The organism is Bacillus sp. 166amftsu (genome assembly GCF_900107445.1).
Taxonomy (GTDB): Bacteria; Bacillota; Bacilli; order Bacillales; family Bacillaceae_G; genus Bacillus_A; species Bacillus_A arachidis.
This window is the reverse complement of sequence record NZ_FNQA01000009.1, coordinates 1-15,754: the sequence shown is the minus strand read 5'-3', so window position 1 is coordinate 15,754 and position 15,754 is coordinate 1. Positions and strand designations below refer to the sequence as shown.

Here is a 15,754-nt window from a genome sequence, read left to right as displayed (position 1 = left end):
TTACATATGACAGAGAAGAAGAAAAAAATCGGTTTTAATATCGTGAAGAACGATTCGACAGATGGACATGGTGGTTTCGGTGTTGGAGCGCTGAGCTTAGAAAATATTTCACCTGTTTTTGTAGATGTAATGGAACAAAATGCATTTGTTGATATTGGTGCAATGCACGCGCGTAGTACTGTGGAAAAAGGGATTAAGTTTTTAACAAACAAAGATGAGGTTCCAAACGGCAAACCATATTGGCTTGTGTGGGTAACGATTGAGAGAACAGTAAAAGGTGCTTATTATGCAGGTGTAACAGCTTGTGAAATGACAGTTGACCGTGAAATTCGCCGTGGTTATAAATCACTTCCAGAGCACGTAAACAAGATGGATAAATCATTAAAACGTCACATCATGGTTGATCATATGGATGAGCCATCTAAAAAGGTGCTTGGAACATTCTTGAAAGAGCATAATGAAGCAATTTGGAACGAATCTAGTGAAGAATTGCGCCATGCATTATTAGGAGAATAAAGTTAAAGGCTACCAGAGGAATTCCTGGTAGCCTTTATTTTAATATTTTATGTTGTATATTGTTGGAACGTTGCTATGTTTTACCATGGAAAATATCTTTTCCACCAGCTTTCTTTTTTCTTCTCTTTACTAGCCTTCTCGAATTCTTCTTTGTCATCAACATGAGCCATGCAATATTCAGTCGGTTCGGTTCCTTTTGTAAAATACATTTTCACAGAAGCAGGACAGCCTTTCGTTGCGATTTTTCCATTTTCGGGATTGATATTTACAGCAACGACGTCACTTGGTTGTTTGAAATCTTTTTTAGGCTGACCGTCTAGCCCTTTTTCCATTGTATCGGCCCAAATCTTCTTGGCGTATCCTTGCTCTGCCGGATTTGAGATGGATTTAGGCTGATCGTACCCGACCCAAACACCGGTTACAATTTGCGGAGTAAAGCCAATCATCCAACTATCCGTTTCTGTGGATCCAGATTTCCCTGCGTATGTGCGCGATAGTTTTTGAAGAAGGGATTGTCCTGTAACGGAGGCATAGCCACTCAAATTTTTATTGAACATTCCCGTCATCATCTCTTCCATTACAAACGTATTGTTTTTATCGAGCACCTGTTTACTTTCTAAATGCGCATCATATAAAATGTTTCCTTCGTTATCGACAACGCGGCGAATAAGGGTGGGTTTAACTTGCTTCCCGCCGTTCGCAAACATGCTATACGCACTTACCATTTCAATTGGTTTTACAGGGGAAGTACCAAGTGCAAGAGATGGTACATCTTTTAGTGAACTTGTAATACCAAATTGTTTAGCGGTTTTCGCAAGGGAGTCTTCTCCTAAAAATAAATGTGTTTTCACGGCATATACGTTATCTGATACTGCAAGAGCTTGGGCCATCGTTACAAAATCATCGGCATAGTAGTCTTTATAATTTTTTGGTTTATATTTAGAAACACCGTCGCCTAATGTAAATACTGTATATTCACTTTTTAAGCGAGTTGCTGGTGTAAATCCTTTTTCAAGTGCAGCGTAATATAGAAACGGCTTAAAGGTGGATCCTGGTTGGCGAGATGCTTGAGTCGCTCGGTTAAATTGACTCTCTTTATAATCTTTTCCGCCCACAAGAGCTGCTACTTCTCCTGTTTTCGGATTCATTGAAATAAGAGCCGTTTGTATATTTGTCGTTTCCGGAATCGTATCTTTTACAGCTTGCTCCGCTATTGTTTGTAGCTTCTGATCAAGCGTGGTGTAAATACGAAGCCCACCACGGTGCAATGTTTGTTCATCTAGTCCAACGTCGTGAAGAAGCGAGTTTTGCACAGCGTCTTGGAAATAAGGGGCTATTTGTGCTACTTCTTTTGTTTCTAATGAAGCAAACGTAAGCTTCTCTTTTTTTGCAGAGGATGCTTGCCCCTTTGTAATATAACCTTGCTCTACCATTTCATCTAAAATGATTGATTGTCGTGTTTTTGCCCGTTCTTCCTTTAAGTAGGGAGAGTATACACTGGGACCTTTTGGGATACCAGCTAACATACTTGCCTCTGCTAATGTTAAGTCACTAGCAGATTTATTAAAGTAAAGACGAGAAGCGGCTTCAATACCATAAGCACCGTGTCCGTAATAAATCGTATTTAAATACCCTTCTAAAATATGATTCTTGTTGTAATTGACCTCAAGACGAATCGTATATATTGCTTCTAATGCTTTTCGTTTCCAAGTCTTATCATGATCTAAATATAGATTACGGGCGTATTGCTGCGTAATGGTACTAGCACCTTGAACTTTTGCCATTGCTTTTATATCGGCAATGATTGCGCCGATAATTCGTTTTATATCGAAGCCATGATGATCATAGAATCGTTGGTCTTCGATAGAAAGTGTCGCTTTTCTTATATAAGGAGAAATTTGATCAAGAGATACGCTATAGCGTTTTTGTATCCCATTACTTTGTCCCATTACAGTATCATCATTCGCATAAAAGGTGCTTGTTTGCGGAACGACGATGGGAGGTGGCCCCATAATCTTTGCTGCTATGATGATAATAAAAAAAGAAAAAACGAAAAAAAGTACGCATGAAAAAAGTGCGGTGAAGAAAAGACGTTTATATTTTTGAAGTTTTGGATTTACAGTTTGGCCCATCTTTTTCATCCCCCTCATCATATACTTTTACCTTGCTATTCAAGGGCAGGAATCCCTCGTCGATTAATACTAGTATTGAGGGTTTTTTCGTATTTTAAACACAAAACAAAAAAGAGCTCCTTTCTTAAGAAAGGAGCTCAAAAGCACGCATAGGCCAATCTGTAATAATAACATCTACGCCGTAATCAATCATAGTTTGTAAATCTTTATATTCATTGATTGTATAGGGGCGGAATACATAGCCTTGCTGCTGTGCAGTTTGCACAAATTCTTTTGTTAGTAGCTGAAAGTTAGGGTGTAATCCGGCTGCTTCTCTTTTCTTCGCTTCAGCAAGTGGATCGGCAATTGGTTCATCATATAAGATGGCTCTTGGAATTTCAGGTGCGAGTTCTGCAAGAGAAGAAACAGATTCATGATTAAAAGATGAGAATATAATTTGATTAGAAAGATGATATTCACGAACAAGATCCACAACTTTCTCCTCGATATTTGGATAGTGAATTACATCTGTTTTTAGTTCAATGTTTAACTGTAAATTTGTCGTAGATAACCAAATGAATACTTCACGTAAGGTTGGGATTTTCGCTTCGTGGAAAGAAGGATTTTTATGGCTACCCGCATCAAGAACTTGTAATTCTGCTACTGTTTTTTCAGAGACCAATCCAGTTCCATTTGTTGTACGATCAACAGTTTCATCGTGAATTACAACAAGCTCACCATCTTTCGAAAGGTGAATATCAAGTTCGATGCCGTGGGCACCAACGCGCTCCGCTTCTTGGAAAGCGATCATTGTATTCTCTGGATGTGTACCTTTAACTCCACGATGGGCAAAAATAAGTGGTTGTTTCATTTGAAAATCTCCTTATAAGTTCATTTCTTTCATTATGAAACTGTAGTGAATAAAATACAATCTATATGCCAAACATTTACAAAAACATAACAGTTGCATAAAAGTTAACGTTAACGTAAAATGTAATAATGTGATGGAAGGGGGAATATACATGTATAAGATCGATGAAGTAACAAAGCAAGTTGGTTTAACAAAACGTACACTTCGTTATTATGAGGAAATTGGTTTAATTCATCCACCGGAGCGCAGTGAAGGAAACATTCGCCTTTATACGGATGAGGATGTTGTCCGTATTAAAAAGATTGTAGAGGCGAAAGAAGTACTAGGAATCACACTTCAAGAAATGCAGCATTTCTTATCGTTAAAAGAGCGCATGGAGCAAAGACGAAATAGTGACAATCCACGTGATCGCGATGTGATTCGAGAAATTAAGAATATGCTCGAGAAACAAGTACAAACGCTAGATACAAAAATGAAACAAATGGAGCGCGTGAAAGCAGAATTAGAGAATAGTTTAGAGCGTGCAACTAGATTTTTGGATGAAACAAAAGGAGAGTAATGAATATGGAGAGCCAACAAAAATTCGGAAGATTAATTACAGTGTTGGCTACTTTTCTTGCCTTTTCAGGCATCGGAGTAGTCGATCCTATTTTGCCCATTATTGCTGAGAAGATAGGGGCAACACATTGGCAAGTGGAGATGTTATTTACAGCTTATATTTTAACGATGGCAATTATGATGCTGCCAGCTGGTTTATTCGCAGCGCGGTTTGGTGATAAGAGAATGATGACGATTGGTCTCGCAATTGTAACTGTGTTCGCTTTTATATGCGGTGTATCACAAACAATTACACAGTTATCTCTTTTCCGTGCAGGATGGGGATTAGGTAATGCAATGTTCTTCGCAACAGCGATGACATTATTAATTGCACTTAGTAAAGAAGTACATGAAGCGGTTGGTTTATATGAGGCGGCAATCGGTTTAGGGATGGCCGGTGGTCCATTATTAGGTGGTTTACTCGGCGGATATTCTTGGCGTTATCCATTTTTCGCGACAAGTCTTTTAATTTTACTAGCATTTATTCTTGTTTTCTTTTTTGTAAAAGAACCGGAGCGAAAAGTAAAGCGTAAAGCAGCTGGTGTAGGGGAATTACTTAACTTGATTAAATATAAACCGTTTATGCAAGGTGCTATTTCAGGTATGTTATATTATTATGGATTTTTCGTTGTGTTAGCATATTCACCACTTATTATGCATTTATCAGCAATTCAGCTCGGTTTTGTATTTTGTGGATGGGGTTTAGCGCTAGCATACGGATCTGCGATATTAGCACATAAACTGGAAGGTAAATATGAGCCGAAAGCATTGCTACGTTTTAGTTTATTTGTATTTGCGATTTTGTTAATTGCATTATTCTTTGTGAAAGTTATGTGGTTACAAATTGTTCTTATTGTATTATCAGGATTAGCATCTGGACTAAATAACGCTTTATATACAAGCTATGTCATGGATATTTCACCTTATGAAAGATCTATTACATCCGGCGTATACAATTTCGTTCGTTGGCTTGGCGGAGCAATTGCACCAATTTTATCAGGAATTATCGGTCATGCGATTTCACCGCAAAGTCCGTTTTTAGTTGGAGGAATTGTTGTTTTAGTTGGTTGTGTGATGATTTTACTTCCTGTTAAAGAAACTATAAACGCAGAGACAGAAACCCTTTCATAAGAAAGGGTTTTCTTTATTGTTAAATATAGTGTTTTTGCAATTTACGAACGAAAGTAATTTTACCAAAATATATTTTCGGTATTTTTGTACTTTTAACTATACATTTTGTATGTTTTGTTTTATTTTTGTTAGGGGACATTAATGATGTCCCTATTATAAATTTGCAATGAAAGGCGTGATTGTACGATGGAACTATGGTTCACTGAAAAACAAACAAAACATTTTGGAATTACGGCGCGTATTAACCGCACATTACATACGGAGCAAACAGAATTTCAAAAGCTTGATATGGTTGAAACTGAAGAATTTGGAAACATGCTTATTTTAGATGGTATGGTTATGACAACAGAGAAGGACGAGTTTGTGTATCATGAAATGGTAGCGCACGTACCTTTATTTACACATCCAAACCCTGAGAACGTATTAGTTGTTGGCGGTGGCGATGGCGGTGTAATCCGTGAAGTATTAAAGCACCCAAGTGTAAAGAAAGCAACACTTGTTGAAATCGACGGTAAAGTAATCGAGTACTCTAAACAGTACTTACCATCAATTGCAGGTGCTCTAGATAACGAACGTGTTGAAGTGAAAGTAGGAGACGGCTTTTTACACATCGCGGAAAGTGAAAATGAATATGACGTAATTATGGTTGACTCTACAGAGCCAGTAGGACCAGCAGTAAACTTATTTACAAAAGGATTCTATGCTGGAATCTCTAAAGCGTTAAAAGCAGACGGTATTTTCGTTGCTCAAACGGATAACCCTTGGTTTACACCAGAATTAATTTCAACTGTGTTTAAAGACGTTAAAGAAATCTTCCCAATTACACGTTTATACACAGCGAATATCCCAACATATCCAAGTGGAATGTGGACATTTACAATTGGATCTAAAGAGCACGATCCATTAGAAGTAAGCGAAGAGCGTTTCCACGAAATTGAAACGAAATATTACACAAAAGAACTGCATAAAGCAGCATTCGTATTACCGAAATTTGTTGGAGACTTACTTAAATAGAAAAGCGGAGGCGGCTTGTTCAGAATAGGAGGGGGATGGAGCTTCAGACGTAGAGGCGATTTTTGCCTCGTAGGAAGAAGCGAAGCCACCGAGTATTCTAGCCGCAGCAGCTGGACAAATAGAAAAGCGGAAGCAGCTCATTCAAGGTGTGCGATAGAACGGACATGCTAGCTGCTGACGCTATTATAATAAAATAATCTTCTATCGCTAAAAGAAGATTGAGGTAAATCGAGAAAGAGGAGTATAGCACTCCAAATTTGAGAAATAATGAAAGGTTGGGATACCTTAAGTTCCACATAAGGAGGAAAAGAATATGCGTTTTGATGAAGCTTATTCAGGTAAAGTATTTATTAAAAGTCATCCAAGTTTTGAAGATGCAGAGGCCGTAATTTATGGGATGCCAATGGATTGGACAGTAAGTTACCGTCCAGGCTCTCGTTTTGGTCCTGCACGTATTCGTGAAGTATCGATTGGACTAGAAGAGTACAGTCCATATTTAGATCGTGAACTAGAAGATGTAAAATATTTTGATGCTGGTGATATTCCGCTACCATTCGGAAATCCACAACGCAGTATAGACATGATTGAAGAATATGTAACAAAACTATTGGATGCCGGTAAGTTTCCACTAGGTCTTGGCGGTGAGCATCTAGTGTCTTGGCCAATTTTTAAGGCAATGGCAAAAAAATATCCGGATTTAGCAATCATTCATATGGATGCTCATACTGATTTGCGCGAGTCATATGAAGGAGAGCCTTTATCTCACTCTACACCAATTCGTAAAGTGTGCGATTTAATTGGTCCGGAAAACGTATATTCTTTCGGAATTCGTTCTGGAATGAAAGAAGAATTCGAATGGGCAAAAGAAGTGGGCATGAACCTATACAAATTTGACGTGTTAGAACCGTTGAAAGAAGTATTACCAAAGCTTGCAGGACGCCCAGTTTATGTCACAATTGACATCGACGTATTAGATCCAGCGCATGCTCCTGGAACAGGAACATTAGAAGCTGGTGGTATCACATCGAAAGAACTATTAGATTCCATCGTAGCAATTGCAAATTCAAATATAAAAGTAGTTGGAGCAGACTTAGTAGAAGTAGCTCCAGTCTATGATCATAGTGATCAAACACCAATCGCAGCAAGCAAATTCGTGCGGGAAATGCTTCTTGGTTGGGTAAAATAAAAGCGGAAACGGCTCGTTCAGAATGGAAGAAGCGAAGCCACCGAGCATTCTAGCCGATTTGCAGCATCGATATCGACGATTCGACACAACATATCGACCGTTCTTTAAAATTCGAAAACCAGCTGCAAACAATCTGTATTAAAAGAGGAGCTAGTCCCATTTAGTGGGGCTAGCTCCTCTTTTTTTATGCAACTTTTTCTTCTGTAGAGATTCCGCGAATTTCATCAGCGGAACGAATTGGGTACTTACGGAAAATAATAGTTCCGATGTAACCGATAATTGTGGTAACAATTCCACATAATATAGCTGCAATCGCTACTTTTATTCCATCGTTGAATCCAAAGAGAACAAGGAGTCCTGGAATTGGTGATGCCGTACCGGGTGCATTGTTTATAAGTTGGAATAGGGAGGTAATAATACCAGCAAGTGCACCACCAACAAAGTTTGTTGTATAAATTGGAATTGGATTCGCTGCGACAATATCAGCTTGTGTTAATGGTTCAATTGCGACAGCGATTGTATCTTTCTTTGAACAAATCTTTAAACGTTTAAAGAAAATAAAGTTCATTGGAGCAGAGGCTGCTACTGCAAGACTACCAATAGCCATTGGTAAACCTGTTAAACCAAGCATCGCAGTTAGAGCCATGGAGCTTAATGGAGATGTAGAGATAACTGTGATGAGCCCGCCGAGCATAATCCCCATAATAACCGGGCTTTCTGTAGTTGCAATTGAAATAATAGAACCAATTTTTCCAAGTGTTGCATTTACAACGGGATCCATGAGCATAGCCATTCCGCGTGAAAGAGGTGCTGCAATGAATAAAATTGCAAGGAATTCTACGCCAGCTGGCAATTTTTTCTCGAGAAATTTCACGACAAAGGCACAAATATAACCAGCAAAAAAGCCTGGTAAAATACCAAATCCACTTGTGGCAATACCGATTAAAACAGCATATACAGGAGATACACCAATTGCGAGTGCTACCAAAATTGCAGCTGCGACACCGCTCATACTACCAGAGGCCTGTCCAACTGATTGTAAAAAGCTGTTATGAAACATTTCTCCACCGATATAACGATGGAATGCTTCAATAAGAAAGCTTGCGATCGCAGCGTTGGCCAAAGCGCCCATTGCCTTCATTCCGTAAGGAGCACGGTAGCTAAACAGTGTGAAAAGAAAAAGTACAACGAGTAGTAGTGCTAAACCTTGTAAGATAGCCATTTGAAAACTGTCTCCTTTTTGATATTTATTATAAAAATTTGTATTATTCAATAATAATACAAAAGTTGTTTAAACGGAAAATTTTTTTATTAAGAACATACTACAAATATTTTTCCTTACAATTGTGTAAGGAAAGTGTAATACATTTCAATGGTGTATAGTATGTCCCATTCTGTATAATACAGATATCAATATGTGATTAATCAGAAGGATATATAAATAGGAGGCCATGTATGAAATTGGTAATAAAAGTGTTAGCTGTATTTGCCATTATTTTAGGTGGTACAGCGTATTATTTACAAACAAAAACAGAAGGTGTTCAGGCGTTTGTCGATAACTTCTTTTCAAATAAAGAAATACAAGATTATTATGCGGTTATAAATAAGGGCGAGAAGATAGACGATGAATATTTATATACATTAAATGGTTACTCAGAGAACGGGAAACAGCAAACAATTAAAAAGATGGTGAACCATCAATTGCACTCAGGTGATTTTATAAAAATTTACGCGAAAGGCATGCAGGGGAAAGGTTGGGCTGAAGTTTCAAAAGAAGAAATCCCAGAAAGGGCTTTAAAGAAATTACAGAAAGTGTAAAAGGAGCGAATTGTGCGCTCCTTTTTTAATGTGTTAAAACTGTAATAGATGTGTTTGTTTGACTTGAAATAATTTTTGCGCGCCCGCCAATTGGAAAAGTAAAAATTGGGGTTGTATGCCCAAAGTTAGCATTTGCAATTACAGGAATATGGGACAGTTCTTGTTTTGAATAAGTCATTTCTTGAATATCTTCTATGACAGCTTCAGAATCTTTTTGTAGTCTTCCAAGTACAATGCCTTTTATATGTTCAAAGTCTGTTTGTTGGATGAGAGAGTGTAGGTAACGATCGAAAGTTTTAACTGTAGCTTTTCCAGTTAAAGAGTCTTCTTCTAAAAATAATATTTTATCTCGTAAGCTTGGCATATATTTTGTGCCTTGCAACAAATTAAAGGTACTCATATTACCACCAATAATTTTTCCAACTGCTTCACCTTCATGCAAGGAGATATAACCTTCATTTTGGAAGAAAGTTCGATTTTCTTGATCCATATACCAAGGGTCATCGCTCCACGTTTCAGCAGGTTGTATTTCTATCGACTCTTCAGAAGTCATGCATTTTAAAAAGTAATCTATTGTATAATCAAGCCCTTTCTCCATTCCGAATGAAGAGAAGTGGGGACCCGAATATGTAATCAGACCAGTCTTTGCATAAATTGCATTACCTAAAGCAGTAATATCAGAATAACCACATAAAATTTTGGGATTGCTGCCAATTAAGTCGTAATTTAGATGGCTTAGTAGCCCGTTGGAATTATATCCTCCAAGTGTTGTCAAGATTGCTTTTACGCTTGGATCAGCGAAAGCTTCGTGAAGATCATGGATACGGGAAGAAACAGAGGAGGAAGTAAAACGGTCAATTTCTTCCGCATTTTTTGAAAATGTAACGCGAAATCCCATAGCTGCTAGTCGTTTCATAGCAAGCTTTCGGTTATAATCTGAAACAATACTTAAACTAGAAGACGGTGAAATAACTCGGATTTCATCTCCCTTTTTTAACTTTGGCGGTATCATTTTTCACATCTCCTTTTAATGAAAGAAAATTTAGATTTAAAAGATATTTTATCATAGGGGATAGATCTTTATAAATTGTTTTTTTGAAACAGGGTTTTCCTGATTTTTCAGCAGACAGACAGAGGTTTTTTTTGATATGATAGAAAAAGTGATTTATTATAAAGTTTATTTAATATCTATAACATGTTGAAAGGTGTGCAAGACGTGGAGAAACAACTTGCAGGCTTGCCAGTACACGTTCATTTCGTAACAGAAATCCGTGAAGGGGCACGAAAGGAGACCGTTGCTTTTGAGGCAAATGGTCAATACTATGTAAAAGGTCAAGGTACATACGTAACGTTTCAAGAGCCGAACGAACAAGGCGAAGTAAAGACAATCATTAAAATTCAAGGTGAACAAGTTCTTATTATGCGTTCAGGTGCTGTTTCGATGCGTCAGACGCATGTGAAAGGTGAATGGACAACTGGTACGTATACGAGTGAGCTTGGTACGTTTGCATTGCAAACGAAAACTGATAACGTTCTTTTTAAATGGTCGGACGAGAAGAAAAAAGGACAACTCTTTTTAACGTACGCATTGCTTCTGGGTGAACAAGAAGCTGGCCGATATACAATTACGATTAATTTGAAGGAGGCAAAATAATGAACTCTTTAGAACAAGTAAAAGAATTGATTAAAGAAGAAATTAAAGCTGCCGTATTGAAAGCAGAATTAGCAACAGAAGAACAAATTCCAAACGTTGTATTAGAATCTCCAAAAGATAAAACACATGGTGATTTCTCTACAAACATGGCGATGCAGCTTGCGCGCGTAGCAAAAAAAGCTCCTCGTATGATTGCAGAAGAATTAATTGCAAACTTCGATAAAGCAAAAGCTTCTATTGAAAAGATTGAAATTGCTGGTCCTGGTTTTATTAACTTCTACATGGATAACAGCTACTTAACAGATCTAATCTCAGCAATTGTTAATGCTGGTGAGGCTTATGGTGAGACGGATACTGGTAAGGGTGAAAAAGTACAAGTTGAGTTCGTATCTGCAAACCCAACAGGTGACCTTCACTTAGGACATGCACGTGGTGCGGCAGTAGGTGATACGTTATGTAACGTATTAGCTAAAGCAGGATATGATGTATCTCGTGAATACTACATCAACGACGCTGGTAACCAAATTCATAACTTAGCGCTTTCTGTTGAAGCTCGTTACATGCAAGCATTAGGTTTAGAAAAAGAAATGCCAGAAGACGGCTACCATGGTGCGGATATCATCGGAATCGGACAACGCTTAGCTGAAGAGTTTGGCGACCGTTATGCAAAAGCTGATGAGAAAGAAAGCTATGAATTCTACCGTGAGTACGGTTTGAAATACGAATTAGCAAAACTTCAAAAAGACTTAGAAAGCTTCCGTGTTAAGTTTGATGTATGGTTCTCTGAAACATCACTATACAAAAACGGAAAGATTGATCAAGCTCTTGCAGTATTAAAAGAGCGTGATGAAATATTTGAAGAAGATGGAGCAACTTGGTTCCGTTCTATGACTTATGGTGATGATAAAAACCGTGTATTAATTAAAAATGATGGTTCTTACACATACTTAACGCCAGATATCGCGTATCACCGTGATAAATTAGAGCGCGGATTTGATAAATTAATCAACATTTGGGGTGCTGACCACCACGGCTACATTCCTCGTATGAAAGCTGCAATTCAAGCGCTTGGTTACGATAAAGAGACGTTAGAAGTAGAAATCATCCAAATGGTACAACTATACCAAAATGGTGAAAAAGTAAAAATGAGTAAGCGTACAGGTAAAGCCGTTACACTTCGTGAGCTAATGGAAGAAGTAGGCGTGGACGCAATGCGTTACTTCTTTGCAATGCGCAGCGGTGACTCTCACTTAGACTTTGATATGGACTTAGCGGTATCAAAATCTAACGAAAACCCTGTATACTATGCACAATACGCTCATGCACGTGTATGCAGCATCCTTCGTCAAGGTGAAGAGCTTGGATTAACTACAGGCGGAGATGTAAACTACAAACTTGTTGCTTCTGAAAAAGAAGTAGACTTACTGAAAAAACTTGGTGAATTCCCAGCGGCAGTTGCCGAAGCAGCGCAGAAGCGCCTGCCACACCGCATTACAAACTATGCGTTTGAATTAGCAGCTACGCTTCATAGCTTCTACAATGCAGAAAAAGTATTAAACCAAGATAATTTAGAATTAAGTAAAGCTCGTTACGAATTAATGCGTGCAGTACGCATCACACTTCAAAATGCATTAGCATTAGTTGGTGTATCTGCGCCAGAGAAAATGTAATAGGAAAAAAGATACCTATTTTTGTTTATAAATGATATACAAGTTGATATAAAACGTCTGATCGGTCTATAGACCGATCAGACGTCAAAGAAAGAAACACACCGAAAAGTCATATAGGGAGAACCTCACGTATGGCTTAATAACAGGAAGCTGCAACAGAAAAAGAGATGGCAAAGCTATCTCTTTTTCTGTTGCAGTTTTTTACTCTAATGTATGTGACAAAAATATGTTGTGGTGATAAAAGGAAAATAGAAAATCACCAATTAACTATTGCTTTTTTAGAATGATTCTAGAATAATAGGTTGTTGGGGGGTAAATTCATCAAAAAGCCGTACATGTCGTATTAGTTGATGGAATGTTACCAGGAAATGGTGTAATCGTTGTGAATAACATTGTTACAACCATGCGAAATACTAAACTAACACTGCATCTAATCAAGTATCTACACAAATTAGTAATGAATCATGAAAACTTCCAACCTAGTCAAAAAACTAGGGATTTTATGTCTAAAATAGTACATATAGTCCAACTAAAGTTTTCATGATTTGATAAAAATAATGAAAGGATATAAATCTCTCGATTTTGATATTATCATCACTTATATATAAATTTCTCGATGTTAAAATGTAATGTCACCTTAGAAAAGCTAACGCTTCTTAGCGAGTAAGTGAAATGTATGTATAAGTTCATTTTAATTCTTCGACATAGTCATAGATCTATTAGGCAAATTACTTTTTCTCGACACTCATTTATAGACTCCAAAAATGAAAAGGCTGAATTTCATATTTCCGCACGATTCACATGTAATTATTTTCCAGTAAAACTCTTTTTTAGTTACCCCCAAAATTCGTTCCATTGTATTCAGATTTGGAGAATAGGACTTTTATCTTCATAGGTAAACAATACTTCGTTCGGAGCGTTTTTAATCATATAGCGCTTATATTGGAACGCTTCTTGTTTTTCTTGTCAGATTGTTTCGGTGTGTAGTTCAGTTGTGTAACGAAACATAAAATGTTTTAACATATGGCTAATTTTACTTCGACTCATGATGACAGAAAACGAAGACATATCTTCAATGACATCCTTTAGAGTACGAGTATCCTAGCACGTTTCACAGCTATAACATTCTTCGGCTGGTGTGCTAAATTCGATTGTACGCTGTACTTCTTGTCATTCTTCAGGAGGATAAGTATGGAAGGTGGCCAAATGCATATTTACTATGAAATAGTTTGCCCATACTTGCCCGCACTGAAAACTTTTACGTACTGAGCAATCGTTCCGCGATGGATATGGAGAAGTTTTGAAACCCCTACAGCATAATAAATAAGATGAATGATGGTCATGAGTTTTATCGTGAATGCTTGTTGAATTGTCTTCTCCTGACTTTGAGGTTATCCTATGACCTGTTCATGTGTTTTTGTAATTTGAATTCCTTTATCTATTTTTGGTAAGTAATATAGACCGGAAATAACACAGTTTAGACATGTCGGAGAAATTAGATGAATCGATATACAAAGCAAATTTCAAGTCTCTAAGTAATAGAAGAGTTGAAAAAAGAGAAAAAGATGATAATAGCTATCAAACATATTTAAGGAAAATGGCTTAATGACATTGAATAATAGAATCTTTGTCATAGTATGTTTGTATCAGGATTTATATGCATTCAATTTTATAGGGAGGAATCACACAAAGTATGTATTTAAAAAGAATAACTTCGATTTTTTCGATTATAATGATTTTGATGTTTACTATAGGTCAGAGTTTAATGCCTATAATCGCAAATGCACAAGAGTTAAATACATTAGGACTTGTGGATAGCTTTAAGATTGATAAGACAGATTTACAGAGCGGAGAACTGACCAAAGTAACTGTAAACTTCAGTGAAAAAGATGGAGTTAGGCTGAAACCTGGAGACACATTAACATTAACGCTGCCTCCAGAATTAAGCGGCATGAGTACAACGTTTAATTTAGGTGATTATGGTACTTGTAAAGTAACGTCAGGTACTGTGGTATGTACATTTAATGAAAAAGTAGATGCATATGAAAATATTACAGGGTATTTAAATTTTAGAGTGCAAGCTACTCAAGTAGGAACTGATGAAAAGAAAGAAATTGAAACAAATTTTGGTACAAATGTAGATAAACAAGCTGTAACAATTACCGGCCCAAAAGGTGGTGGTGGTGGTACAGAGCCTGGAGAGGGACCATTTTTTTATAAAACTGGTGATATGCTCTCAGGGGACGATGAAGTACGTTGGTTCTTGAATATAAACCTAAATAAAGAAAAGCTAAGTCGTGATATTGTTGTGTCTGATCGTTTGCAAGAAGGTCAAACACTTAATAAAGATAGTTTCAGGGTAGATATTAATAGTGATCTAGGCCGTCAAAATTTATCACTGCAAGAGTTTGAATCTCAAGGTTATGGAAAGATTACGTTTACTAGTGATACCACATTTAAAGTTTTGCTTTATAAGGATAAAGCAAATCTTACCTCCTTTTCGATTGCTTATACAGCTACTATAACGGAAGCCGGAAAGAAGCAAGAATTCTTTAAGAATGATTATACGATTGATTACCAAGTTCTAGACAAAGAACCAGTTACTGATTCAGGTAGTCACTCGGTCGAAAATATGGCAGCTGGTGGTGGTGCTGAAGGTAACCAGGTTCCAAAAGGAAAGCTAAAAATTGTTAAACATATTGAAGGAAATAAAGAAAAAGTAATCCCGAATGTTTCGTTTAAGTTGTATAAAGAGTCTGGTGAACAAGTTGGGGGCGAATATAAAACAAATGAAAAAGGGATAGTTGAAACTCCTAAATTATCACCAGGTAAATATTATGTGCAAGAAGTTTCGGCTCCAGACTATATTGATTTCGATCCTCAGAAAAAAGTAGAGTTTGAAATAAAATCAGATGCTGAAAATGGAGTCGAACTGGATATTCCAAATAAAGTGAAAACTATATCTGTTTCAGGAACGAAGATATGGAATGACAACAACAACAAGTTTGGCAAACGCCCAGAAAGCATCACGGTTCAATTGCTTCAAAATGGAACAGAGTTGAAAACACAAGAAGTGAAAGCTGACCAAGCTGGTAACTGGAACTTCGATTTCAAAGATCTACCAAAGTACGATGAACAAGGAAACGAGTACAAGTACACAGTAGGTGAAGTAAAAGTAGACGGCTA

13 protein-coding genes are annotated in these 15,754 nt (G+C 37.3%); 9 read left to right on the top strand and 4 right to left on the bottom strand.

Annotation, left to right across the window (positions count from 1 at the left end; all coding sequences use genetic code 11):
* Positions 1 to 6: 6 nt before the first annotated feature.
* On the top strand, positions 7 to 516 hold the full coding sequence (locus BLV40_RS18515) for a YwhD family protein (protein WP_026592070.1): 510 nt from the start codon (positions 7 to 9) through the stop codon (positions 514 to 516).
* 80 nt (positions 517 to 596) lie between these two features.
* On the opposite strand, the gene BLV40_RS18510 is transcribed toward BLV40_RS18515, so the two are convergent.
* Together BLV40_RS18510 and BLV40_RS18505 are read right to left on the bottom strand one after the other, a co-directional pair.
* Complete coding sequence (locus tag BLV40_RS18510) at positions 597 to 2,648, bottom strand: transglycosylase domain-containing protein (protein ID WP_090692677.1); 2,052 nt, start codon at positions 2,646 to 2,648, stop codon at positions 597 to 599.
* A 124-nt stretch (positions 2,649 to 2,772) separates the two neighbouring features.
* Entirely contained in the window at positions 2,773 to 3,498 is a 726-nt protein-coding gene (locus BLV40_RS18505; RefSeq protein WP_026592068.1) for a glycerophosphodiester phosphodiesterase, read from the bottom strand.
* 151 nt (positions 3,499 to 3,649) lie between these two features.
* Here BLV40_RS18505 and BLV40_RS18500 point away from each other — a divergent pair, with 151 nt between their 5' ends.
* The 4 genes from BLV40_RS18500 (at position 3,650) to speB (ending at position 7,426) form a co-directional block, all read left to right on the top strand.
* The gene (locus BLV40_RS18500) at positions 3,650 to 4,057 is read left to right on the top strand and encodes a MerR family transcriptional regulator (protein WP_090692674.1); all 408 of its coding nucleotides are present in this window, start codon (positions 3,650 to 3,652) and stop codon (positions 4,055 to 4,057) included.
* Between the two features lie 5 nt (positions 4,058 to 4,062).
* The gene (locus tag BLV40_RS18495) at positions 4,063 to 5,226 is read left to right on the top strand and encodes an MFS transporter (protein WP_026592066.1); all 1,164 of its coding nucleotides are present in this window, start codon (positions 4,063 to 4,065) and stop codon (positions 5,224 to 5,226) included.
* A 186-nt stretch (positions 5,227 to 5,412) separates the two neighbouring features.
* Positions 5,413 to 6,240, top strand: coding sequence for a polyamine aminopropyltransferase (speE, locus tag BLV40_RS18490; RefSeq protein ID WP_026592065.1), 828 nt, complete (start codon positions 5,413 to 5,415; stop codon positions 6,238 to 6,240).
* 313 nt (positions 6,241 to 6,553) lie between these two features.
* On the top strand, positions 6,554 to 7,426 hold the full coding sequence (gene speB / locus BLV40_RS18480) for an agmatinase (protein WP_003209245.1): 873 nt from the start codon (positions 6,554 to 6,556) through the stop codon (positions 7,424 to 7,426).
* Between the two features lie 184 nt (positions 7,427 to 7,610).
* On the opposite strand, the gene BLV40_RS18475 is transcribed toward speB, so the two are convergent.
* Positions 7,611 to 8,648, bottom strand: a complete 1,038-nt coding sequence (locus BLV40_RS18475; RefSeq protein ID WP_026592064.1) for a PTS sugar transporter subunit IIC — start codon at positions 8,646 to 8,648, stop codon at positions 7,611 to 7,613.
* Between the two features lie 233 nt (positions 8,649 to 8,881).
* On the opposite strand from BLV40_RS18475, the gene BLV40_RS18470 reads away from it, so the two are divergent.
* Positions 8,882 to 9,244 carry a YxeA family protein gene (locus BLV40_RS18470; RefSeq protein WP_026592063.1) on the top strand — a complete coding sequence of 121 codons (363 nt, stop codon included), beginning with the start codon at positions 8,882 to 8,884 and terminating at the stop codon, positions 9,242 to 9,244.
* A 25-nt stretch (positions 9,245 to 9,269) separates the two neighbouring features.
* Here BLV40_RS18470 and BLV40_RS18465 read toward each other — a convergent pair whose 3' ends face one another.
* Complete coding sequence (locus tag BLV40_RS18465) at positions 9,270 to 10,256, bottom strand: S66 family peptidase (protein WP_090692668.1); 987 nt, start codon at positions 10,254 to 10,256, stop codon at positions 9,270 to 9,272.
* Between the two features lie 204 nt (positions 10,257 to 10,460).
* Here BLV40_RS18465 and BLV40_RS18460 point away from each other — a divergent pair, with 204 nt between their 5' ends.
* From BLV40_RS18460 to BLV40_RS18450, 3 genes are all read left to right on the top strand, one after another.
* A complete protein-coding gene (locus tag BLV40_RS18460) occupies positions 10,461 to 10,898 on the top strand; it encodes a YwiB family protein (protein WP_090692665.1) in 438 nt (145 codons plus the stop codon).
* Positions 10,898 to 12,568: an arginine--tRNA ligase gene (argS, locus tag BLV40_RS18455; protein ID WP_090692661.1), complete on the top strand. Its 1,671-nt coding sequence runs from the start codon at positions 10,898 to 10,900 to the stop codon at positions 12,566 to 12,568. The genes BLV40_RS18460 and argS overlap by 1 nt, the downstream gene beginning before the upstream one ends.
* Positions 12,569 to 14,309: 1,741 nt before the next feature.
* Positions 14,310 to 15,754: Cna B-type domain-containing protein (locus tag BLV40_RS18450; protein ID WP_244525427.1), on the top strand; the 1,445-nt coding region annotated here is incomplete at its 3' end.

Bases quoted from the DNA above. Each gene is read 5' to 3' on its own strand.
- BLV40_RS18470 (WP_026592063.1), top strand. From the start codon at position 8,882: ATGAAATTGGTAATAAAAGTGTTAGCTGTATTTGCCATTATTTTAGGT.
- argS (WP_090692661.1), top strand. From the start codon at position 10,898: ATGAACTCTTTAGAACAAGTAAAAGAATTGATTAAAGAAGAAATTAAA.
- speE (WP_026592065.1), top strand. From the start codon at position 5,413: ATGGAACTATGGTTCACTGAAAAACAAACAAAACATTTTGGAATTACG.
- BLV40_RS18510 (WP_090692677.1), bottom strand. From the start codon at position 2,648: ATGGGCCAAACTGTAAATCCAAAACTTCAAAAATATAAACGTCTTTTC.
- BLV40_RS18500 (WP_090692674.1), top strand. From the start codon at position 3,650: ATGTATAAGATCGATGAAGTAACAAAGCAAGTTGGTTTAACAAAACGT.
- BLV40_RS18475 (WP_026592064.1), bottom strand. From the start codon at position 8,648: ATGGCTATCTTACAAGGTTTAGCACTACTACTCGTTGTACTTTTTCTT.
- BLV40_RS18465 (WP_090692668.1), bottom strand. From the start codon at position 10,256: ATGATACCGCCAAAGTTAAAAAAGGGAGATGAAATCCGAGTTATTTCA.
- BLV40_RS18515 (WP_026592070.1), top strand. From the start codon at position 7: ATGACAGAGAAGAAGAAAAAAATCGGTTTTAATATCGTGAAGAACGAT.
- BLV40_RS18505 (WP_026592068.1), bottom strand. From the start codon at position 3,498: ATGAAACAACCACTTATTTTTGCCCATCGTGGAGTTAAAGGTACACAT.
- BLV40_RS18495 (WP_026592066.1), top strand. From the start codon at position 4,063: ATGGAGAGCCAACAAAAATTCGGAAGATTAATTACAGTGTTGGCTACT.
- speB (WP_003209245.1), top strand. From the start codon at position 6,554: ATGCGTTTTGATGAAGCTTATTCAGGTAAAGTATTTATTAAAAGTCAT.